Annotated in this window: 16 protein-coding genes; 7 read left to right on the top strand and 9 right to left on the bottom strand. The window is 55.1% G+C overall.

Annotated features, from left to right (window positions below; genetic code table 11):
* Positions 1–79: 79 nt before the first annotated feature.
* From PHACT_RS03155 to PHACT_RS03130, 6 genes are all read right to left on the bottom strand, one after another.
* Positions 80–2,890 carry a valine--tRNA ligase gene (locus tag PHACT_RS03155; RefSeq protein ID WP_070115877.1) on the bottom strand — a complete coding sequence of 937 codons (2,811 nt, stop codon included), beginning with the start codon at positions 2,888–2,890 and terminating at the stop codon, positions 80–82.
* A gap of 118 nt (positions 2,891–3,008) precedes the next feature.
* Positions 3,009–3,638, bottom strand: a complete 630-nt coding sequence (locus tag PHACT_RS03150; RefSeq protein WP_070115876.1) for an ATP-binding cassette domain-containing protein — start codon at positions 3,636–3,638, stop codon at positions 3,009–3,011.
* On the bottom strand, positions 3,635–5,317 hold the full coding sequence (locus PHACT_RS03145) for an ABC transporter permease (protein ID WP_070115875.1): 1,683 nt from the start codon (positions 5,315–5,317) through the stop codon (positions 3,635–3,637). The genes PHACT_RS03150 and PHACT_RS03145 overlap by 4 nt, the downstream gene beginning before the upstream one ends.
* Positions 5,318–5,343: 26 nt before the next feature.
* A complete protein-coding gene (locus PHACT_RS03140; protein WP_245730555.1) occupies positions 5,344–6,618 on the bottom strand; it encodes an ABC transporter substrate-binding protein in 1,275 nt (424 codons plus the stop codon).
* Positions 6,615–7,700 carry an SPASM domain-containing protein gene (locus PHACT_RS03135; RefSeq protein ID WP_070115874.1) on the bottom strand — a complete coding sequence of 362 codons (1,086 nt, stop codon included), beginning with the start codon at positions 7,698–7,700 and terminating at the stop codon, positions 6,615–6,617. Before PHACT_RS03135 ends, PHACT_RS03140 begins: the two co-directional genes overlap by 4 nt.
* A gap of 146 nt (positions 7,701–7,846) precedes the next feature.
* The gene (locus PHACT_RS03130) at positions 7,847–9,337 is read right to left on the bottom strand and encodes a leucyl aminopeptidase (RefSeq protein WP_070115873.1); all 1,491 of its coding nucleotides are present in this window, start codon (positions 9,335–9,337) and stop codon (positions 7,847–7,849) included.
* A 237-nt stretch (positions 9,338–9,574) separates the two neighbouring features.
* On the opposite strand from PHACT_RS03130, the gene PHACT_RS03125 reads away from it, so the two are divergent.
* From PHACT_RS03125 to lptG, 3 genes are read left to right on the top strand one after another with little or no spacing between them, the layout of a single operon-like run.
* Entirely contained in the window at positions 9,575–10,009 is a 435-nt protein-coding gene (locus tag PHACT_RS03125; RefSeq protein ID WP_070115872.1) for an acyl-CoA thioesterase, read from the top strand.
* 15 nt (positions 10,010–10,024) lie between these two features.
* On the top strand, positions 10,025–11,131 hold the full coding sequence (lptF, locus tag PHACT_RS03120) for an LPS export ABC transporter permease LptF (protein ID WP_070115871.1): 1,107 nt from the start codon (positions 10,025–10,027) through the stop codon (positions 11,129–11,131).
* A 1-nt stretch (position 11,132) separates the two neighbouring features.
* A complete protein-coding gene (gene lptG / locus PHACT_RS03115) occupies positions 11,133–12,206 on the top strand; it encodes an LPS export ABC transporter permease LptG (RefSeq protein WP_070115870.1) in 1,074 nt (357 codons plus the stop codon).
* Positions 12,207–12,215: 9 nt separating this feature from the next.
* Here the strand turns inward: lptG and PHACT_RS03110 are convergent, their stop codons facing one another.
* Positions 12,216–13,757 (bottom strand): alpha-isopropylmalate synthase regulatory domain-containing protein, encoded by a 1,542-nt coding sequence (locus tag PHACT_RS03110; RefSeq protein WP_070115869.1) that lies wholly within the window; start codon positions 13,755–13,757, stop codon positions 12,216–12,218.
* Between the two features lie 115 nt (positions 13,758–13,872).
* Between PHACT_RS03110 and PHACT_RS03105 the strand changes: the two genes are divergently transcribed.
* Positions 13,873–14,364, top strand: a complete 492-nt coding sequence (locus PHACT_RS03105) for a hypothetical protein (RefSeq protein ID WP_139141421.1) — start codon at positions 13,873–13,875, stop codon at positions 14,362–14,364.
* A gap of 66 nt (positions 14,365–14,430) precedes the next feature.
* Positions 14,431–14,952, top strand: coding sequence for an RDD family protein (locus tag PHACT_RS03100; RefSeq protein WP_070115867.1), 522 nt, complete (start codon positions 14,431–14,433; stop codon positions 14,950–14,952).
* 39 nt (positions 14,953–14,991) lie between these two features.
* On the opposite strand, the gene leuB is transcribed toward PHACT_RS03100, so the two are convergent.
* Both leuB and PHACT_RS16585 read right to left on the bottom strand, forming a co-directional pair.
* On the bottom strand, positions 14,992–16,104 hold the full coding sequence (leuB, locus tag PHACT_RS03095; RefSeq protein WP_070115866.1) for a 3-isopropylmalate dehydrogenase: 1,113 nt from the start codon (positions 16,102–16,104) through the stop codon (positions 14,992–14,994).
* Positions 16,105–16,341: 237 nt separating this feature from the next.
* A complete protein-coding gene (locus tag PHACT_RS16585; RefSeq protein WP_281201710.1) occupies positions 16,342–16,467 on the bottom strand; it encodes a hypothetical protein in 126 nt (41 codons plus the stop codon).
* A 366-nt stretch (positions 16,468–16,833) separates the two neighbouring features.
* Between PHACT_RS16585 and PHACT_RS03090 the strand changes: the two genes are divergently transcribed.
* Together PHACT_RS03090 and PHACT_RS03085 are read left to right on the top strand one after the other, a co-directional pair.
* Positions 16,834–19,278: a DUF305 domain-containing protein gene (locus PHACT_RS03090; protein WP_070115865.1), complete on the top strand. Its 2,445-nt coding sequence runs from the start codon at positions 16,834–16,836 to the stop codon at positions 19,276–19,278.
* Between the two features lie 178 nt (positions 19,279–19,456).
* The gene (locus tag PHACT_RS03085) at positions 19,457–22,039 is read left to right on the top strand and encodes a M1 family metallopeptidase (RefSeq protein ID WP_070115864.1); all 2,583 of its coding nucleotides are present in this window, start codon (positions 19,457–19,459) and stop codon (positions 22,037–22,039) included.
* Positions 22,040–22,063: the final 24 nt, after the last annotated feature.

Below are 22,063 nucleotides of genomic sequence, written 5' to 3'. Positions count from 1 at the left end.
ATTAATCCTTTGATGTAGCAGCGCAATTCCCCATTGCCAGCTGCTACAAAAACTCCTTTTTTATGCGCTTAAAAACTGCTTAAAGTGCCTTGATGGCCTCCCGCTTGTCCTGCAGGGCAACGATTGCCGCCTGTGCGGTGCGCTGACGTTCGCGTTCTGTCTCAACCAGCTCGGCCGGTGCATTCTGTACGAATTTTTCGTTGTTCAGTTTGCCGCTGATGCCCTGAAGATTTTTCTCCAGTTTACCAATCTCTTTGTCCAGCCGTGCAATTTCAGCATCCTTGTCAATCAGGTCTGACAACGGGACCAGAATTTCCATGTTCTGATACAGCTGGGTCGCACTGACGGGCGCCTCTTCAGTATCTGCGAGACAGCGAATATCTGACAGTTTGGCCAGTTTCAGCAGATTCTGCAGGTTCTCATCCAGGCGACGGTTGTCGTCAGCGTCGGTTTTACGCAGCAGGGCCGGGAACGTTTTGCCTGGCGGGATATTCATTTCACCACGAATATTACGCACGCCAATAATGACGCCTTTGACCCATTCAATATCACTTTCCGCGCTGGTGTTGACGAGTGCGTCATCGGCCTGCGGATAAGCCTGCAGCATGATGCTGGTGTCGGCGGTACTGGTGCCGGTCAGGGTGGCAATCTTCTGCCAGATTTCTTCAGTAATAAACGGCATCAGCGGGTGCAGCATACGCAGACTGGTTTCCAGAACTGTCAGCAGAGTCAGTCGCGCGGTGCGTGCTTTCTCGGGTTGATTGTCAGCGTCCCAGAGTACGGGTTTGGACAGCTCAACATACCAGTCACAGTATTCGTTCCAGAAAAAGTCGTAAATGACCTGGGAGAGCAGGTCGAAGCGGTAACTGGCCATGTGTTCATGAACCTGAGCCACTGTCTGCTGCAGTCTTGACAGAATCCAACGATCAGCCAGGCTCAGATTGGCATCGTCGCGCAAGGTCACAACATCGTCTGCCGTAAACTGGATGCCTTTTTCTTCCGTGTTCATGATCACGTAGCGTGATGCGTTCCAGATCTTGTTACAGAAGTTCCGGAAACCTTCCATGCGGCCCAGGTCAAACTTGATATCACGACCTGTTGATGCCAGCGAGTAATAGGTATAACGCAGTGCGTCGGTTCCGTATCCGGTGATGCCCTCAGGGAAAGACTCACGAGTGAATTTCTCGATTTTCTTTTCCAGTTGTGGCTGCATCAGACCTTCAGTGCGTTTGGTCACCAGCGCTTCAAGATCGATGCCGTCAATCAGATCGATCGGGTCCAGTACATTGCCCTTGGACTTGGACATTTTCTGGCCATTCTCATCGCGGATCAGGCCGGTAATGTAAATTTTCTTGAACGGGATCTGACCGGTAAATTTCATGGTCATCATGATCATCCGGGCAACCCAGAAGAAAATAATGTCGAACCCTGTCACCAGCACATTGGTCGGGTGGAATGTCTTTAGCGTTTCCAGATCATCCGGCCAGCCCAGCGTGGAGAATGTCCACAAAGCCGAGGAGAACCAGGTATCGAGCACATCCTCGTCCTGGCGCAGGTTTAATGCGGCATCGAGTTTGTACTTTTCCCTTACCTGCGCTTCGCTTCGGCCAACATAAATGTTGCCGTCGGCATCGTACCAGGCGGGAATGCGGTGGCCCCACCACAGCTGGCGTGAAATGCACCAGTCCTGAAGGTCACGCATCCAGGCGAAATAGGTGTTCTCCCAATTTTTGGGTACAAACTCGATATCACCGTCTTCGACAGCCTTGATGGCAGGTTCGGCCAGAGATTTAACTGCAACATACCATTGGTTGGTCAGGTAGGGTTCGATGACAACCCCGGTGCGGTCGCCGCGGGGCACTTTCAGTTTATGGGGTTCAACTTTCGCCAACAGGCCCAGTGCGTCCATGTCGGCGACCAGCTGCTTGCGGGCATCGAAACGGTCGAGCCCGCGGTAAGCCTCGGGCGCATTGTCGTTGATGGCTGCGTCAACGGTGAAGATATTGATCATCTCCAGATCGTGTCGTTTGCCGACTTCATAGTCATTAAAATCATGTGCCGGGGTGATTTTGACGCAGCCGGTACCAAATTCGGGATCGACATAGTCATCCGCAATAATCTGGATGCGGCGATTACACAGAGGCAGGTCTACCCATTTGCCGATCAATGATTTGAAACGAGGGTCTTCGGCGTTTACAGCGACAGCAGTGTCGCCCAACAGGGTTTCCGGGCGAGTGGTGGCAATGCTGATGAATGTGTCGCCATCTGCCGTGGTGGCGCCATCAGCCAGCGGGTATTTGAAATACCAGAAGAATCCATCTTCCTCTTCCGAGATCACTTCCAGGTCCGATACCGCTGTGTGCAGCTTGGGATCCCAGTTGACCAGGCGGTTGCCGCGGTAGATCAGGCCCTCATCAAACAGGCGGACGAAGACTTCCTCGACGGCTGCCGACAACCCTTCATCCATGGTGAAGCGTTCGCGAGACCAGTCAATGGAGCCGCCCAATCGGCGAATCTGCTGGGTGATAATGCCGCCGGACTCTTCTTTCCACTTCCAGATTTCGTCAGTGAACTTGTCGCGGCCCAGGTCAGTGCGTTTGATGCCATCACGCTCCAGTCGTCGCTCGACGACCATCTGGGTGGCAATGCCGGCATGATCGGTACCGACCTGCCAAAGCGTGTTTTTACCCATCATGCGCTGATAACGTATCAATGCGTCCATGATGGCATTCTGGAAACCATGACCCATGTGCAGACGGCCGGTAACATTGGGGGGCGGAATGACAATGCTGTAGGATTCGCCTTCGCCACTGGGGGCAAAATAATTGCGCGCTTCCCAGGTGCTGTACCACTGCTGTTCGATATCTTTGGGCTGGTAGGTCTTGTCCATGGGTGTCTGGCTGTCTCTGCAATGAATCTTAGGGCGGAAAGCGTGCGATTATACCTGATGCGGCCAACAGGTTCACGTTCGCTGCGTAATGCCATTTACCTGTGTGACTGGCTGTTGTTCAGGTCAATTCAATGACGGGACCGCCAGAGGCTGATGCATCATCAGCGTCGTGCGTCACCAGAATAGTGGGTAGCCCGGCGTCCCGCAGGGAACTGAATACGTACTGGCGCACTTCCTGACGCAAATGTGCGTCCAGTCTGGAAAAGGGTTCATCCAGCAGCACCGCTTTGGGTTGCGACAATAGCAGGCGCTGTAATGCGATGCGCGCTTTCTGACCACCTGACAGTGTTGCCGGGTCCCGATCTGCAAAGCCGGCCATGTCCACTGCCTTCAGCGCCTGCTCAACTTGAGCGGCACGATTCTGCGTGTGACGGGGCAGGGCAAAGCTCAGGTTCTGGGCCACTGATAAATGCGGAAACAGCAGCGGGTCCTGAAATAGCAGGCCGACGTTTCGCTGCTCGGCCGGGAGAGCGTTCAGGCAGCGTTCGCCCAGATAAATCTCTCCGCTGGCCTCAAAGTCAGGTGCCAGAAAGCCAGCGATATAGGCCAGTAGCGACGATTTGCCGACACCGGACGGGCCCATGACAGTCAAAGTGGCACCCGATTCGACCACAGTGTTCAATTGCAGCAGTCGCTGACCACGCAGACTGATATAGATATTGTTCAGGGTCAGGCGTAAACCACTCATGTCATTTGTCCTCTCATATCACGTCGGTTTCGCCACCACAGGCGCGGTATTGTCAGGGCCAGAATGAAACCAAACATGGGCACCGTTGTCTGGACCAGTGCCCATACCGCGACAGAGCCACGTGTCCCACCTGATGCCAGGGCAACCGCTTCGGTCGTCAGCGTGCTGACTCGGCCAGCACCCGTCAACAGTGTGGCCAGATACTGTCCGATACTGACCGCAAGGCCAACTGCACACGCGGTGGCAATGGGCGCCATTAACATGGGCAGTTTGATACGCCACCAGATACGGTTGGCACTGGCGCCCAGCGTAGCGGCCAGTTGCTGCCAGCGTGGGTCCAGACGGCGATAGGGTTCAGCCAGAGACAGATAAACATAAGGCACCACAAACAGGCTGTGAGCCAGACCGACGACAAGCAACCCCGGCTGCCAGCGCAATTGTTCCAGCAACAAGGTCAGTCCATAGAGAAAGGCCACCTGAGGGACCAGCAATGGAACATAGACGGCCCACATGAGCCGCGTCGGTGCGCGGGACTGTCGGCTTTCATGCTCCAGCGTTGCTACCACCAGCACTGTTGCCAGCACGGTCGACACCAGTCCCAGCACCATTGTGTTGGCCAGTGGGCCGAGCAGTGTCGGCCCCACCGAATGCCAGTGTTGAAGGGTCCAGGAGGCCGGCAGGTTCGCCGGAAAGCGCCAGATGCCGGCAAATGCGTGTACCAGTAACAGCAGCACGCTGATCAATAGCGCACCCAGTGTCAGCATCATCAGGACTTTGCCTGTTGCCGCCAGCAACGCATGACCTGTGCCCCGGATACCACTGAGCAGAAGCCTGCGATACAGGCGAGCGACAAGTTTTTCAGTGGCAATCCACAGTCCGATGGCCGACAACGTCACGATGAGTTGCAACAGCGCGGCGGCTGAGGCCAGCAAGCGCTGATTCAGATCAGGGTCACTGAACCAGCCGATGATACGAACGCTGAGGGTCGGGGGTAATGAAGGACCCAGAATCAGGGCAACGTCAACGGTGGCCGATGCAAAGGCGATAACGGCAAACAGGGGCAGTCGCAATAGCGGATAGAGTGCCGGCGCGACAGTCCACAGCCAGGCCAGTACTGGTCGGTATCCCAGCGTTCGGGCCATGGTGACGCGCTGTTCCGGGTTTATCTGAGGTAACGCCGCCAACGCCATCAACAGTAGAAACGGAATTTCCTTGAGAACAAGGCCGAGCATCATGGAAAGCCCCAAAGGGTCATTCAGGATTAACAGATCCGGTGGCCGTTGCCATCCGCTTGGTTCGGGTGAGATGAGCCGAAGTGCAAAGCCAGACGGCGCAATCAGAAAAGCCAGGCCGAAGGCGGCAGCAGCATGAGGCACCGCCAGCAGGGGCGCCACCAGACGTCGCATGGCATGTGCCCAGCGGGTACCGCTGACGCTGGCCAGAAACAGCATCACCAAAAACAGCGATAGCAAGGGCGTCACTATCGCGGCGCCCAAGCTGAGCGTGACGCTGTGGCCAATACCAGGGGTGTGTAGCAGCTCTCGCCAAACGGACAGGCCGGGATCAGTCTGTTGCAGAGCAGGCAGATAACCAAAAGACGGCAGTACAATAACGCTCAGCCCTGCCAGCACAGGCAGAATCAACAGGCCGATCATCAGCACCGGGGCCGCTCGTAACATGTCAGGTTTCCGTCCGGTGTGTTAAATCAGCGACTGCCATAGCGTGCCATCCAGGCTTGTTCAAGGGCATCCATCCAGCTTGGGTGGGGTTCCTGTAATTGCTGGTTGTCGGTCATCAGTGCTGGTGCTGCCGGGTGGGACTGGCGGGTAGCGGCAAACAGCCTCTGCTCGGAGGGCGGCAATACGTCCACGTCTATTGCCGCAGTGCCGCCCATATGGTCAGGATCCTGCGCGCGCAGCTGGGCGGGTACGGATAACAGGAAATTGGCAGCAACCATAGCAGCCGCCTTGTGGCTGGCATTGAACGGGATAGCCACGAAACTGACATTGGCCAATGTGCCGCGATTGGAAACGTAGGTGCGAATGCTCTCCGGCAATTCTCCGCGAAGAACACTGTTTACCGCGTCGGTGGGGTTAAACGACAGTGCCAGCGCGATTTCACCGTCCGCCATCAACTGTCGCACGGCCGAACCGTTGGCTGGAAAATTGCGACCCTGGCGTAGCAGCAAGGGGTGCAGTGCATCCAGAAACTGCCAGAGCGGAGCCGTGATGGCGTCGAAATCGCTGTCCTCAACAGGCCCGTAGAGCGGAGTAGTATCGTCGGCCAGTTCCAGCAGCGCCTGTTTCAGGAACGTGGTTGCCAAAAAATCGGGTGGGCGGGGATAGGTGAACTCGCCCGGATGGCGCTGCGCCCAGGCCAGCAGTTCAGTTATATTTGCCGGTGGTGCATCGATATAGGCAGTGTCGTAATAAAACACCAGATGCGCTCTGAGCCATGGCGACTCATATCCTTCTACCGGTAGGGTAAAATCGGTGCGGACATCAGGATTGTCTTCCGCATTGACCAAGCCAAAGTTTGGAAGCTGCTCGGCCCAGGGTCCAAATAACAAATCATTGTTTTTCAGGCTTGCGAAGTTTTCACCGTTCAGCCATAACAGATCGACAGCCCCGCGATCCAGATTACCGGCCTGGCGCTCGGCCAGAATACGGGAGACTGCATCTGCCGTATCGCTCAGGCGAACATGGGTCATACGGATGTTGTAGTTAATCTCAAGCTGTTGCCGGGTCCAGGCCAGGTAGGCATTGGTCTGTTGATCGCCGCCCCAGGTATAAAAATACAGGTCCTGATTGTCTGCCTGCTGCACAACCGATGACCAATCAGCCGGGTTCGGTGTCTGGGCATTGAGTTCACCAGCGGTCACCACTGTCATTATAAGCTGCGCAGACAACATTCCGTATCGCAGCCACACAATGCGCAGCAAACAATTGAGATACCAGGCCGGTACTGACGTCACGCTCATGATGTCTGATGTATGGGTATCATGTTAAGTCGACGATTCAGCCGTTGTCGGTGCAGGTCGTGCAGCACACCCTCAAGGTGGTCGCGGAAAAAGGCATCACAGCCGATACAGATGTTGCTGTAGTCGCTGCCGTCGGGTGTTTGAGTGTGGCTGGCTTCCAGAAACTGCTGAACAGGCAAGTCCAGACTCAGGCCCATTCGTTCGGGTTTGCCGGCATTGATTGCCTCAAAGACAGGGTGACCTGCCAGACTGTCGAGAATGTCGAGTAAGGGCTCTTCTGTCAGGTTGCCCAGCGGACGTGCGGTTTTCAGACAGCAGGGAAAGACATTGCCATCGGGATCGATGGACACTTCCGAGCCACTGAATCCATGCTCCAGAAATCCGAGTCCACCCGACCATGCATTACAGAAATTATCTGCCATGGTCGCCTTTGACAGACTGTTGCGCCAGGCCCGGCCGCGGGGCCAGATTTTGCCTATCCAGGCATCGTCTGTGGCACCAAACAGACTGTATACTGGTGGCCCGGTCTGGTCGAGATCGCGACGTTTGTCATGGTCGGCAACACTTATCATGCCAGCGGCCTCAAACATCGTCTTGAGGCGCGCCGCCAGTTCGTATTTTTTTTCACCCTGCATGCCGACGTGGTAGTCGTCGATACCAGCAGCCGACACCGACCAGACACCACGGCTCAATAATTCATCGAGTATTTTTTCGGTCAGCAGGTCGCCGGTGGTCTGCACGATGACCTTGACGCCCCCCTGGTCGCGGTATTTATCACGGATTGCCTCCAGTGCGGGATACAAAACCCGTTCACGCACCGGCTCGGTCAACACATCGCCGCCGGAAATGATGATGCGGCCTGTGCGTTTCCTGAAGCCGCCCGGACTGTCTGGGTCCGGGGAGTTGCGGTCGAGGTACTGCATGGAAACTGGCAGGTTGCTGATGATGGCGGGCGCACTGTTGGCAGCTTCGGTGACAACAGAGTCGAGTTCGTCCCGAACGTAGGGACGAAAGCGCTCGTCGTAGCAATGTTTGCAGCGTCGGTGGCAGTGCCAGCAAAGCACATAATAAATCGATTCCATGGGCAGTTCGGACCTGGTCTTTTAAGAAACGTTGGTGCTTACGTGTAAGGCACAAGTGGGACCCACGAGTACACTGGATGTTACGACTGAAGCGTTACCACTGGATTTCTATTGTTTATCCGGCAGCAACGCATTCAGCTCAGCTGTCAGTCCTTTTGCTTGCGCAGATACTCAACCAGCAAGGGCACCGGCCGCCCGGTTGCGCCTTTCTGCCCACCGCCCAGCCAGGCGGTGCCGGCAATGTCGAGATGCGCCCATTGAAATTTCTGGGTGAAACGAGACAGGAAACAGGCAGCAGTGATTGTGCCCGCCCTGGGCCCACCGATGTTAGCGATGTCAGCAAAATTGCTGTCCAGCAAGGACTGATATTCGTCGTCCAGCGGCAACTGCCAGACCGTATCAAGCGTGTCCTGCCCCAGCGCGAACAGTTCCTGTGCAAGTGCCTCGTTGTTGCTCAGCATGGCTGTGTTGACGTCGCCAAAGGTAGCAACAGCGGCGCCGGTAAGGGTGGCGATATCGATAACGGTTCTGGGCTTGAAACGTTCGGCATAGGTCAACGCATCACACAGTACCAGCCGGCCTTCGGCGTCTGTATTAAGAATTTCGATGGTTTTGCCGGACATGCTGGTGACAATGTCGCCGGGCTTGGTTGCCTGACTGCCGGGCATGTTTTCGGCGGCGGCAATAACAGCCGTCACATTGATCGGCAGGCCCAGTTTGGCAATAGCTGTCATGGTGCCCATGACACTGGCGGCGCCACACATGTCAAACTTCATTTCATCCATGCCCGCGCCGGGTTTAATACTGATGCCGCCGGTGTCGAAGGTAATACCTTTGCCGACCAGGCAGTAAGGCGCCGCATGGGCTTTGCGGCTGCCTTTGTATTCAATCACGATTAGTCGCGATTCTTCTTTGGAGCCGCGGCCAACTGACAGCAGGGATCCCATTTTTAGGTTCTCCATCTGTTTTTCTGACAGCACTTTGGTCTTGACGGCTTTGTTACGCTTGCCCAGGTCGATTGCACGTTCGGCCAGATACGAAGGCGTGCAGATATTACCGGGCAGATTGCCCAGTTCACGGGCCACACTCATGCCCAGACTGATGGCCTCGCCAGCGGTGATGGCGGCGTTCATTGCCTTGCGGTTGGTATCCGCAGCCGCTGCAATAACAATACTGCTGAGCGCGGGTTTTTCGGCCTTTGTACTCTTGGTCTGATCATAACGATACTGCGCATTGCCAATTTCAGTGACCAGTTGTGCTGTCGCCCAGGCGCTGTCGCGGTTGCTAATGGGGAGTTGCACCAGGCTGACCAACGCGGTTTTGGCCGGAGTTTTGTTCAAGGCCTGAGCGGTTGCACGAACGATTTTTCGATACACCTTGGCATCGAATTTGTTTTTGTCACCCAGGCCAACCAGCAATATGCGGCTGGTTGCGGCGTTGGCGGGTGCGTGCACCAGCAGGGTTTCGCCGGCTTTACCTTTGATATCACCGTTTTTGATGATGTCGGTGCACTGCTGAACAACGAGGGCGGAAAGCATTTCCAACGGTGCATCAAGCCCTGTCCTGTCCCAGACGCCCAGTACCAGGCAGTCAGTTTTTTTGTCCAGTGTTTTGCTCGCGAGCAGTTGGTATTTCATAGGGGATCCTTATGACGATTCCATGATATCGATGCGATTGCGCAGGCACACCATCGTAGAGAATAAGCCAAACCAAGGCAACCTGCGCCATTACTGACTATAACATGGCAGGTTGTGGCTTTTTCCGGCCATGTCCGATTTGCTCCGGGTTAAGTGTACTTTCGTGCGCCGGACGATTAAAATTGCCGCCAATTTATTTGCCCTGCCCAATATTCAAGCGTTGTTTACGGAGTTGATATGCCTCGCGTCAAAATTAACATGCCGGAAGAGTTCCTGTTTACGATGGAGCACCCGGTGCGGTTCAGCGATCTGGACTACGCCAAGCACCTGAACAGCGTAGCCATGGTGCATATTCTGCATGAGGCGAGATTGCAGTTTCTGGCCAGCCTGGGGCTGACTGAAGCCAATATCTTCGGTCTGGGCATGGTTGTGACGGACATGGCAGTGGATTACCGATCACAATCCTTTGCCAAGGATGTACTGGTGATAGAGGTTGGCGTCAGCCGGTTCAACAAGTATGGTTGCGATATCTGTTTTCAGATTACCAACTCGGCCCTGGACCGGGTCGTGTGCAATGCCAAGCAGGGCGTTGTGTTTTTTGATTTCGACAAACATAAAATCGCGGCTGTGCCACTGGCCTTCAAGAGTCTGGTTGGCGAGTCTGATGAATAAGCAGGCTACTATCCATTGATTCTGTTTCGGTACTTCACTCAGCAAATTCTTCAGGTCACCCTGGCGGTGTCGTTGATATTGCTGGTTGTATCGTTTACATCGCGATTTCTGCAGTACCTGGCCGATGCCGTCGCCGGCAAGATGACCACCGACATCCTGCTGATGTTGATGCTCTATCGCCTGCCTGAGTTTCTGTTGATTATTGTGCCGTTTGCTTTTTTTCTGGCGGTATTGCTGGCCTACGGTCGCATGTATGCGGAAAACGAAATGGTTGTGCTGCATGCCTGTGGTTTCAGCCGCTCCAGACTGCTCAATATGACCATGGGTATTGGATTATTGTTGGCTGTTGCCATGGCGGCGCTGAGCCTGTACGCAGCCCCGGCTGGTCTGCAGCAGACGGAAGCGCTGCGCCAGTCCCAGGATGAGCTGACCGAGATTGATCTGATTGTGTCGGGCCAGTTTCAGTCTTTTAATCGCGGGCAACGCGTGACCTACGCGGAGTCACTGTCGCAGACTGATGTCGGACGTCAATTGAATAACCCGTTTGTGGTGCTGCGTGATCCCAATCCAGCGCAGGGAGATTCCGGGCTGCGTATTATGGTGGCTGAATCCGCGCGTCCCATTGTGGATGAGGCCAGTGGTCGTCGATTCATGTTGCTGGAGAACGGTTATTTTTACGATGGTACTCCGGGTGCTGCCGATTACAGCGTGACCGAGTTTCAGCAGCAGGGCGTACTGTTGCCCGAGCAGAGCACCATTGCGCCGGTCCTCAGAGGGACCGAGTTGCCAACGATGGCGTTGTTGGGCTCTTCCGACCCGGGGTTGGTGGCGGAGCTGCAATGGCGTATTTCAGTGATCCTGCTCATTCCTGTGTTGACGCTGTTGGCGGTTCCACTGAGCAAGGTCGATCCACGCCAGGGGCGCTTTGCCCGTCTGGTGCCCGCGGCCCTGTTGTATGGCCTGTATTTCATGTTGCTGCAGGTCTCGCGTGATGCGGTTGAAGACGGTAGCCTGTCGCCGCTGATTGGTATGTGGTGGGTGCACCTGGTGTTTGCCGGGGCCGGCCTGGGCCTGATGTGGCGTGACCGTGCCAAGAAACCTGCACTGGCGAGGATGGTCTGATATGCCGATGCTAGCCCGTTATATGGCCAAAACAGTATTGCTGTCGATGCTGGTTGTGCTGGGTCTGATCACCATGATCGACCTGGTGTTCACAGTGGCGGAAGAACTGGCTGACACCAATCGTTATTACACGGCATGGGACGCGATTGTATATGTGCTGCGGACCCTGCCGACCAGTATTTACGAACTGTTACCCTTCGTTGCTCTGGGCGGGGCATTGATTGGACTTGGTATTCTGGCGTCCAGCCAGGAGCTGCTGGTCATGCAATCATCGGGGGTGAAGACGTCCGTGCTGGTGGGCTGGGTGATGATCCCGGTGCTGGGTGTCATGGTGTTCAGCCTCATACTGGGCGAATGGATTGCACCCACCTTGCAACAGACAGCGCAGAGCCAGCGGGCGCTGATTCAAAGCGGTGGCCAGGCGATCAGCAGTTCGCAGGGTGACTGGCGTAAAATAGGTAATGAGTACATCCATATCAATGCGATTGCGCCGGGAGGGCGTGAACTGTTTGGCGTGACAGTGTACGAACTGAATAACCGGCGTGAGCTGCTGCGAAGCAGCTTTGCCGAACAGGGCCATTATGTAGACGATACCGCTGAGCCGTACTGGCGGTTGACTGGCGTCCGCGAAACGCGCTTCATCGGCGATCGCCTGCAGGCGGCCTATCATGATGAATGGCAGTGGTCTGTTGATATGTCACCGTCACTGCTGAGTGTGCTGCTGGTGCGGCCGGATCGGCAGTCGATCAGCGGGCTGTTTCAGTTCGCCCGTTACTTTGACAGTGAAGGGTTGGACAGCAGCAGCTATTATCTGGCGTTCTGGAAAAAGCTGCTGCAACCACTGGCGACATTGAGCCTGGTATTGCTTGCCGTGTCTTTTGTGTTTGGGCCGTTGCGCGAAGCAACCATGGGCTTCCGTGTGTTTGTGGCGATCGCGATCGGGCTGAGTTTTACCATTGTTCAGCGCACACTCGGGCCGGCAACCATTCTGTATGGCATTAGCCCTTTTCTGGCTGTCCTGGCACCTATAGTACTGTGTGCGCTGCTGGGCGTGATTCTGCTACGACGCGTCTAGCCACGCTTGTCACGGGGTCAGGCTGTGCATGCGCATATTGATCATGCGCAGTGTCGCCTTGACCGCTGCCAGCACCTGGTTGGCATCCACGCCCCGGGTTTTTAGCTCACGATCCTCAATCTTCCAGGTGATGATACATTCTGTCAGCGCGTTGGTATTGCCACCACGTGGAATGTGCACCTCATAGTCCAGCAACGCCGGCATGACAAAATCACGCTTCTTCAGGATCTTGCTGATGGCGTCAATGAACGCAGCAAAACCACCGTTGCCTGAACCTGACGCGTTATAGGCTTTATCCTGGAAGTTGATGCGAATACTGGCAGTGCTGTCGACATCAAGGCCGCTGCTGATATAACAGTTGAGCAGCTCGACATAACGAAACTCGCGACTCTCCAGCACGTCTGCAATGATGAATGGCAAGTCATCTGCAGTGATCAATGCTTTGGAATCACCTAGTTTGACGATTTCCTGCAATACTTTACGCTGATCTTCATCAGTCAGTTCCAGGCCCATCTCTTCCAGGTTATTGGCCAGCGAAGCTTTGCCGCTCATCTTGCCCAGGGCATAGGTGCGTTTGCGGGCGAAGCGTTCAGGGCGCAAGGCAGTGATGTAAAGGCCGCCTTTCTGATCGCCATCAGCGTGTATGCCGGCGGTCTGTGTGAATACATCGGCGCCGACGATAGGGGTATTGGCGGCAATCCATTTGCCCGAAAAGTTCTCTACCATACGGCTGAGCATGGCAATACGGGATTCATCGATGGACAGTTGCACATCGAGCTTGTCTTTTAACACCACGGCGACTTCTGCCAGTGACGCATTGCCTGCACGTTCACCGAGGCAGTTGATGGTGCAGTGAATGGTATCGATGCCGGCTTTGACCGCAGCCATGACATTGGCGGTGGCCAGCCCGTAGTCATTGTGCGGGTGAAAATCAAACTTCAGCCCCGGGAAGCGGCCAGTCATCTCGGTCAGTGCATCAAACACTTCATCGGGTGTCATCACGCCAAGGGTGTCGGGCAGCATAAAATTGCCGATGCCACACTCGCTGACCCCGGTCACCAGATCAAAGACATATTGCGGACTGTCCTTAAAACCATTGGACCAGTCCTCCAGATACATATTGACGCTTATTCCGTTTTCCTGGGCATAGGCGGCAGTCCGTTTGATGTCACTGATGTGCTCGTCCAGTGTGCGCCCCAGTTGTTCGCGGCAGTGTTTTTCACTGCCTTTGGCGAGCAGATTGATGACCTTGCCGCCGGCATCGCGAATCCAGTTCACGCTCAGCGTGTGGTCTACAAACCCGAGTACCTCGACTTTTTCCAGTAAGCCTTCCTGTGCAGCCCAGGCATTGATATCGGCAACCGCTTTTTTTTCACCGTCGGAAACGCGGGCAGAAGCAATTTCGATGCGATCAACTTTAAGCGACTGCAACAGGGCGCGAGCGATCTGCAGTTTCTCTTTGGCGGCGAAAGAAACGCCTTGCGTCTGCTCTCCATCACGAAGGGTGGTGTCCAGCAACTGGACGCGTCTGCCGCTTGTTTGTGCACTCATGCCGGAAAGTATCCTGAACCTATTGAATCAAGGGCTGGATTCTATCAGATCCTTTCAGGCATCATAAGGCTGCTGCCAGATTCAAGTTTGGCTGGAATTTGACGATAGGATGAGTATGAAACGATTAATCACATGTGTGGTCACCGGGCTAGTCCTGTCTGCCTTTGCCGGAGGCGCGCTGCTTGCTGCTGAAGCCCCCGAAAGCGACCTGTCCGCGCAGATGCAAACAATCAAGCCCAGTCGTCTATGGTTGCCTGAGACACAGGAGGAACTGCGCGGACTGCTGGTAGCGGCGGCGTACAAGGCACTCGAAGATCCGGATTGCAGTGAGGTCCTGTACGGTCGTCTGAATGAGTACCGCACGGAAAATGGCCAAACTGCGTTTACCATTCTCTGTATGCGCGATCCACGTTATACCTTTAACATGATATTTCCGGCAGATGAACTGGAACCTGCAACGATCGCAGAGGAAAGGGTGTCAAACTCCGCAGACTTGCAGAGATTGCGCCAGTTGCTGGGCGATATTCCTGCATCTGTGCGTTCAGGTGAGGCAGCGGCAGATGCCGAACAGGAGCCCGTGGATACCTCGCCTCCCGTGGTGTTCTGAGCGGCATCACCCCGGCAAATACGGTATACTCTCCGCTTCACTGATGACCGGTTGTAGCGTTCCCCAATGAGTTCAAAGAAAAAGATCCAGCGACGTCTGTTGTCCGCCGACGAAATTGCCCTGCTGCCACGCGCCGGGCTTTTACGCCGTCTGGCAGCCCTGTTGTATGACATGTTTCTGGTGTTTGCGATGTGGATGTGTCTGGGCTTTATGATTCAGGCCATACTCTGGTTATTGGGGCTAAGTACCAACGAGCTCGTAGACGGGCGCGCGCAAACCAGTACATTGTCGTCAATGCTGTTTCTGGCAATGATGGTGGCCAGTTCCGCCGGATTTTACCTGTGGTTCTGGCAGCGCACAGGGCAGACCCTGGGCATGATCGCCTGGCGCATCAAAGCGTTGCGCCTTGATAACAATCCAATTGCCTTGCGACAGGGCCTGATTCGGTTTGTCGCCGCCTGGCCATCATTCTGGCTGGGCGGACTGGGATACCTGTGGCTGTATATCGACGCGGAACACGACGCCGTCCATGAGAAACTGTCCGGTACCAAAACCGTGCTTCTTCCCAAGGACGCGCGCCCTTTCTGACGATCGCTTGTTGACAGGCGTTTGTTGATTGACGCTGGCTTATTTACTGACCACAGGCAGTTTGCGCAGCGCTTCGACAACGCGGTCACCGAAGGCCTGCGTGTCTATCATGTTGACACCGCTGCCGGGTTTGGACAGGTCGGCAGTTGAATAACCATCGGCGAATACACTCTGCATCGCATGCCATACGTTCTTCGATTCCTGGTCCATGCCAAAACTCATTTCCAGCATCATCGCAACTGAGCCGATCATGGAATAAGGGTTGGCGATGTTTTTGCCCGCGATATCCGGTGCAGAACCATGGGAAGGCTCGTAGTAGGCCTTGTCATCGCCCAGACAGGCTGACGGCATCAGTCCCAGAGATCCGAGAATACCGCCGCCCTGGTCGCTGAGAATGTCACCAAACATGTTCTCCATGACCATGACATCAAACCGGCCCGGGTTCAGGCACAGATAGGTCGCTGCGGCGTCCACCAGTATGTTTTCAACCCGTACTTCCGGATAGTCCTTGCCTACTTCAGCCATGATTTCATTCCACAGCACGCTGGACTTCAGCACATTACTCTTGTGAATGTTGTGCAGTACTTTTTTGCGTTTCATGGCGGTGTCAAAAGCCACGATGGCAATACGCCGGATCTGGTTTTCGTCGTATTCCAGTGTCTCCCGGACATAACGCACGCCTTCAGGCGTGGTGCCGGTTTCCTTGTCACCAAAGTAAAGCCCGCCGACCAGCTCGCGGATAATCATGATATCAATGCCATCACCAATTATTTCAGGCTTCAGCGGTGAGAAATGCGCCAGGCCCTGAGGCAGGAATACCGGACGGAAATTGGCATAGGTATTGTAGCGGCGTCGCAGTGGCAGCAATGCACCTCGTTCAGGTTGCATGTCTACCGGAATTTTTTGTGATTCCTCATGGCTCAGACCAATCGGGCCTTTCAGGATGGCATGCGCTTCATCGCACACCTTCTTGGTATCTTCCGGAAACGGGTGGCCACATTCAAAATACGCACTGGCGCCGAAGGGGGCATGGATCAGATCAAACGTGATGTTGTTGCGCTCGGCAACCAGTTCCAGCACTTTGACGGCTTCTGTCATGATTTCAGGGCCGATGCCGTCGCCGTCCAGCAATGCGATTTTGTAGTTGCTCATAAGAATTCCTGTGTATGGGTTGCCCGGGTCGGATGTGATCACGCTTGACCATGTCAGGGCACAGGGGCTATTGCCCGTGCCGGACAGATGTGGTCGCTCAAAAGGGGACGTAATTTAGCATAGCAGGGGAGGTGGGAACAACAGAACGGCTTTGCGACAGCGATGCTGCGACCAGTGCCGGATGTATGCGCTGGGCAGGTGGGGGGGCTAACTAAACGGCTCGCTTGAAACTGGCTTTCAAAAAAGAACCAGTACCTGTCGAACGAAGATAATGGCGAGTATCACGACAACCACATAGCTGAGAGTGTCACTCACTTCAAAACCAAAAAATTTCTTGGGTTTTTCTTCCTTGTTTCCGGCCATTGAGATAATCACTCCAATGTTTAAAAAATCAGCGACTTAGCGAGGCTATTTTGTCACAGTCAAATCTTGCTTACCACCCTCTAAACGGGGGAATTGACTGATTTTGATGCCATTTCAGCCAAATTTCTGTCAAATTTGTGCATCGAGGTGGCAAAAAGGCAACACCGAACAGAATGTGTGCCTTTCAGGTCACCGCAAATCCAGAGAATGCAGTACCGCTATTGACGGCTGTCGGCGATGTTCCCCGCGTCGGTCCGACATTGGTTAATTGACTTATAACCCTGAGTATTCAGTGGCATCCGTCGGCCAACCGTTGTAATCTTTGGGCATTCAAAACCTTATAATACAAAAGCCGGAGACACTTCAATGACGAAACCGTCCGCTCAATTATTCCGCGTGGCCTCGCGCGTCTCACTGGCAACTGCCATTTCGCTTTTTGTGGCCGCTGAAAGTTATGCCCAGGTGCCCATCGTGCAGCCTGGGGCACCCGGTCAGAGCAGTCGTCAGATCACCGCTGAGGAAGCGTCAGATTTGGCGGGTATGCGCTTCAGCGATGCTGACGTTAAATTTATGCAGGACATGATTGCCCACCATGCGCAGGCCGTGGAAATGAGTGCCTTGCTGGAAGAACGCACACAAAGTGACGAAATGGAACAGCTGGGACAGCGCATCTCGATGTCGCAGGAAGATGAAATGAGTTTCATGCAGGACTGGTTGCGTGAGCGCGGTCAGCCAACCACCAGTTCCATGTCTGACCACGTCATGCGTGGCGGGTCTCACGGCTCGCACAATGATCTGATGCCCGGCATGATCTCGGAAGAGGAAATGTCAGAACTGGCCGGGACCGAAGGTGTTGAGTTTGACGCGCTTTATCTTGAACTGATGATCAAACACCATCAGGGCGCTGTCACCATGGTGGAGACACTGCTCGAACAGGGTGGCTCTGCCCAGGACCCGGTTTTGTTTGAGTTTACCTCCGAAGTCACAACCGAGCAGACCAGTGAAATCGAGCGCATGACATTGATGCTGGCGAACCTGTCACCTGATCCACGCGTTAATCTGAGTGCCGGTTATGACGCGGCCGGTCAGGCCTCGCTCAACATGCAGCTGCTTGCTGCCATGCCTAAACCGGAAGGTTTCTACGACCCGGCCAATCCGCAGGGTCTGCCAATGAGCCGGATCAATGACAGCGGGGAAGAGTCCGATGAGGAAGATGCCGAGCCCCGTCCCAGTCTGCTGGATTTTGCCAATACGGACCTGGCCTTTGGTGAAGATGTTCTGATCGCGGGTAATTACCATGGTTTCAACGTCTATGACATCAACAACCCGACCAGCCCGCAACTGATGAGTTCTGTTGTGTGCCCGGGTGGACAGGGTGATGTGTCGGTTATCGGTGATCTCTTGATCATGTCGGTTGAGCAGAATCGGGGACGTCTTGACTGCGGCCTGACCGGCGTTGCCGAGCGTGTCAGCGAAGAACGCTTCCGCGGTATACGCATTTTTGATGTCAGCAATTTTGCCATGCCGACGCAGGTGGCCGCAGTGCAGACCTGTCGTGGTTCGCACACACACACGGTCGTCGCTGATCCCGATGACAATAACAATATTCTGGTTTATATCTCCGGTACCAGCTATGTACGTCCGGGTGAGGAGCTGGAAGGTTGCGTTAATGAGTCGCCCTACGAGGATGCCGAGTCTGCGCGTTTCCGTATAGAGGTTGTGGAGATCCCGCTGGACAATCCGGAGAATTCCCGCATTGTCAATCGCCCACAGGTCTTTGCCGATCCTGATTCGGGTGTGGTAGCCGGGTTGTGGGAAGGCGGTGACCATGGTGCCGGCACTCAGGACACCAATGAAACCAACCATTGTCACGATATTACTGCATTTCCGTCACTGGGCATTGCAGCAGGTGCCTGTTCAGGTAATGGCATCCTGTTTGATATCAGTGATCCGATGAATCCAACCCGTCTAGATCAGGTCGTTGATTCCGGGTTTGCCTACTGGCACTCTGCCACATTCAACAATGACGGCACCAAAGTTCTGTTTACTGACGAATGGGGCGGTGGTTCGCGAGCGCGTTGTCGGTCATTTGACCCCAAGAACTGGGGTGCCAATGCGATCTACGATATTGTTGACGGCCAGCTGGAATTCCGCAGCCACTATAAGATGCCTGCGCCTCAATCCGAGCAGGAAAACTGTGTCGCCCATAATGGGTCACTGGTGCCTGTACCCGGCCGCGATATTTTTGTCCAGTCATGGTACCAGGGTGGCATTTCCGTCATGGATTTCACGGATTCCGACAACCCGGTGGAAATCGCGTTTTTTGACCGGGGACCGGTCGACTCTGAAGAGCTTGTCATGGGCGGCTACTGGTCCGCATACTGGTATAACGGTGTCATCTACGGCACCGAAATTGCACGCGGTCTGGATGTGTTTGAACTGACCCCCAGTGACTACCTCAGTGAAAACGAATTGGCAGCGGCAGCTTTGACGGCATCCGAGAACCTGCACAATCCGCAGCAGCAACGGCAACTGGACTGGCCGGCCGACCCGGTGGTGGCAAAAGCCTATATGGATCAGCTGCGCCGGATGGGGGCACTGGATGCGGCTCAGGACCAGAGTCTGAATGTGGCGCTGGATGAAGCCTCGGCTGCTCTGGCAAATGGCAGCAGCGATGCCGCCGTAGCAACACAACTGGCGTCGCTGGCAACTTCCCTGGAAAGTGAGGCGATGAGCCGCACGGGTGCAACCCAGGCGCGTTATCAGGCTCTGCTGGCGACAGTAGAAGGTGTGGCTGCACGCCTGCGCTAGCCAGTCTGGTGCCAGAAACAAGCAGGGCTGTGTCGATCACGGATTGACACAGCCCTGTTTGTTTCTGGCACCGCAATTGAGCGTGATGAGTTAAGAGTTAAGAGTTAAGAGTTAAGAGTTAAGAGTTAAGAGTTAAGAGCTAAAATCGAAGAACGAAGAACTAACAAGCGGAGAACGCATGATCAGTGCCGGCAAAAAACTGTTGAACTTGATGTCAGTGCTGTTTTTGATGTCCTGCGTCGGGTCCAGTGTTACTACTACTACCGACTCTCCGCCCGCTCCCGGTGTTGCCCGGACACTGGCTGAACAACGTGTGACAGCTATCAGTGATGTGGTTTATGACCTCTTTTTCCATATTCCCGCTGATAACACCGAAGCGGTTACCGGTACCCTGGCTGCCACCTTTGAGCTCAGTGATGACTCGCAGCCACTGGTCCTGGATTTTCGTGTGCCGGCCGACCATGTCCTGGCGGTAACGTTGAATGGCGCGCCGGTGACGCACGATGTTGTTAATGATCATGTCGTGATTCCCGCAACAGCCCTTGTTCCCGGGTCGCATACCCTGGGTGTTGAGTTCAAAAGCGCAGATACAGCCCTCAATCGTCGCGATGACTTTATGTATGCGTTGTTTGTACCGGATCGCGCTTCAACAGCGTTTCCGGTTTTTGAGCAGCCGGACATAAAGGCGCGCTATCGATTGCAATTAAGTATTCCCGAGCATTGGCAGGCGCTGTCCAATGGCGCTGAAGTATCACGTCACGCCGACCCTGATCGAGCAACGATGGATCGTCTGCAATTCGCTGAAACATTACCCATCAGTTCTTACCTGTTTGCTTTTGCTGCGGGTGATCTGCAAACGGAAACGGCTGTTCGCGACGGCAGAACGCTGACCCTCTATCATCGCGAGACCGACCCCGAGCGCCTGGCGCGTAATCGCGATGCCATCTTTGATCTGCATGCCACGGCCATTCGCTGGCTGGAGGAATACACCGACATTGATTATCCGTTTGGCAAGTTTGATTTCTTTGCCGTACCGGCCTTCCAGTTCGGCGGCATGGAACACCCCGGTGCCATCTGGTATCGGGCGGAAACACTGTTCCTTGATCCGAGTGCGTCGCGGACGCAGGAGCTGAGCCGTGCCAGTCTGATTGCACACGAAACCGCGCACATGTGGTTTGGTGATCTGGTGACCATGCGCTGGTTTAATGATGTCTGGATGAAAGAAGTATTTGCCAACTTTATGGCAGCAAAAATAGCCGGGCCTGCGTTTCCCGAACTGGATCTGGATTTACGTTTTTTTCAGGCCCATCATCCGGCAGCCTACGCTGTCGACAGAACCGACGGCGCCAATCCTGTTCGTCAGCAGCTCGACAATCTGCGTGACGCCGGTTCGCTGTACGGCGCCATCATTTATCAGAAAGCGCCGGTGGTCATGCAACAGCTGGAAACATTGCTGGGCGAAGACACCCTGCGTAATGGACTGCGTCAGTACCTGGCGCAATATGCGTTTGCCAATGCCGGCTGGCCCGATCTGATCAGTGTGCTGGATTCCATGAGCAACGAGGACCTGACGACCTGGAGTCAGGTCTGGGTTAATGAGCCGGGCCGGCCAAGGATACAGGCGCGCTGGCGTAACGATGCCATCACGGTGACTCAGCGTGATGATGAGAGTGATCGGAGTTTACTGTGGCAACAGCCGGTAGCGTTGGCCCTAGGTTGGGAAGGGCAGGTAAAAGAATACACTGTACAGCTTCGTGATCGCACAGCGACACTGAATCTGAAGGATGTGGAAGGGAATGGCCCGCCGGACTTTGTCCTTGCCGGCGCCGATGGTGTGGGCTATGCCCGCTTTGAGCTGGATAACAGCAGCCGACAATTTCTGCTGGGGCATGTCCATGAACTGGAGTCGGCTTTACAACGAGCGGTTGTATGGCAGCACTTGTGGGAGGATGTTCTGGAGAACACGCTGTCGCCGATGGCCTTCTATCAAACCTTGCTGACCGCGGTGCGTGTCGAGCAGGAGCCATTGCTTACCCAGCAGGTACTGGGGCTGCTGCGTGGCGTGTGGTGGCGGTACCTGCCTGCGGAAGACAGAGCTGATCACGTCGCAGAACTGGAACAGACATTGTGGCAGGCACTTGCCCGCGCCAGCAGCGCAGGGCAAAAAGGCGCTTATTTTAACACCCTGGTTGATATCACCGGCACAGCATCGGGACTGGCAGAGCTTGAGGCGATCTGGCGAATGACGCGGGACGTTGACGGACTGCCCCTGCAGGAGCAGCAGTATATCAACCTGGCGGAAGCGCTGGCGCTGAGAGGCGTGGCTGGCGCTGAGGAAATACTGGACAGGCAACAGGCACGTATCAGCAACCCTGATCGCCTGAATCGATTCCGTTTTGTACGTCCAGCCCTGAGTCAGGATGCGGACCAGCGCAATGCACGGTTTCTGTCATTTGCGAATCTGGAGAATCGCCGTCAGGAGTCCTGGGTGTTGGATGCTACACGGTTGATCCACCATCCGTTGCGGGCAGGCAGTGCCGTTGCCCTGATTCGACCGGCGCTTACATTGCTGGAAGAAATTCAACAGACCGGCGACATATTCTTTCCGCTGCGCTGGCTTAACGCCACGCTTGATGGCCACAGCTCCGTGGCAGCCTGGACAATCGTTGAGCAGTTTCTGGAGGAGCGCAGAGATATGCAGCCCAAGCTGCGCGCAAAACTTCTGCAGGCAGCTGACGGTTTGCAGCGGGCTGCGCGTTAGAACAATGCCCGGGATCAGGCCGGG

Source organism: Pseudohongiella acticola (assembly GCF_001758195.1).
Classification (GTDB): Bacteria; Pseudomonadota; Gammaproteobacteria; order Pseudomonadales; family Pseudohongiellaceae; genus Pseudohongiella; species Pseudohongiella acticola.
This window is presented reverse-complemented; position numbering and strand designations above follow the sequence as displayed.

What these genes read in the sequence shown, in the direction of transcription:
- PHACT_RS03130 (WP_070115873.1), bottom strand. Translation starts at nt 9,337, where the DNA reads ATGAAATACCAACTGCTCGCGAGCAAAACACTGGACAAAAAAACTGAC.
- PHACT_RS03090 (WP_070115865.1), top strand. Translation starts at nt 16,834, where the DNA reads ATGACGAAACCGTCCGCTCAATTATTCCGCGTGGCCTCGCGCGTCTCA.
- PHACT_RS03125 (WP_070115872.1), top strand. Translation starts at nt 9,575, where the DNA reads ATGCCTCGCGTCAAAATTAACATGCCGGAAGAGTTCCTGTTTACGATG.
- PHACT_RS03085 (WP_070115864.1), top strand. Translation starts at nt 19,457, where the DNA reads ATGATCAGTGCCGGCAAAAAACTGTTGAACTTGATGTCAGTGCTGTTT.
- PHACT_RS03140 (WP_245730555.1), bottom strand. Translation starts at nt 6,618, where the DNA reads ATGAGCGTGACGTCAGTACCGGCCTGGTATCTCAATTGTTTGCTGCGC.
- PHACT_RS03105 (WP_139141421.1), top strand. Translation starts at nt 13,873, where the DNA reads ATGAAACGATTAATCACATGTGTGGTCACCGGGCTAGTCCTGTCTGCC.
- PHACT_RS03110 (WP_070115869.1), bottom strand. Translation starts at nt 13,757, where the DNA reads ATGAGTGCACAAACAAGCGGCAGACGCGTCCAGTTGCTGGACACCACC.
- PHACT_RS03155 (WP_070115877.1), bottom strand. Translation starts at nt 2,890, where the DNA reads ATGGACAAGACCTACCAGCCCAAAGATATCGAACAGCAGTGGTACAGC.
- lptG (WP_070115870.1), top strand. Translation starts at nt 11,133, where the DNA reads ATGCCGATGCTAGCCCGTTATATGGCCAAAACAGTATTGCTGTCGATG.
- PHACT_RS03150 (WP_070115876.1), bottom strand. Translation starts at nt 3,638, where the DNA reads ATGAGTGGTTTACGCCTGACCCTGAACAATATCTATATCAGTCTGCGT.
- leuB (WP_070115866.1), bottom strand. Translation starts at nt 16,104, where the DNA reads ATGAGCAACTACAAAATCGCATTGCTGGACGGCGACGGCATCGGCCCT.
- PHACT_RS03145 (WP_070115875.1), bottom strand. Translation starts at nt 5,317, where the DNA reads ATGTTACGAGCGGCCCCGGTGCTGATGATCGGCCTGTTGATTCTGCCT.
- PHACT_RS03135 (WP_070115874.1), bottom strand. Translation starts at nt 7,700, where the DNA reads ATGGAATCGATTTATTATGTGCTTTGCTGGCACTGCCACCGACGCTGC.
- PHACT_RS16585 (WP_281201710.1), bottom strand. Translation starts at nt 16,467, where the DNA reads ATGGCCGGAAACAAGGAAGAAAAACCCAAGAAATTTTTTGGTTTTGAA.
- PHACT_RS03100 (WP_070115867.1), top strand. Translation starts at nt 14,431, where the DNA reads ATGAGTTCAAAGAAAAAGATCCAGCGACGTCTGTTGTCCGCCGACGAA.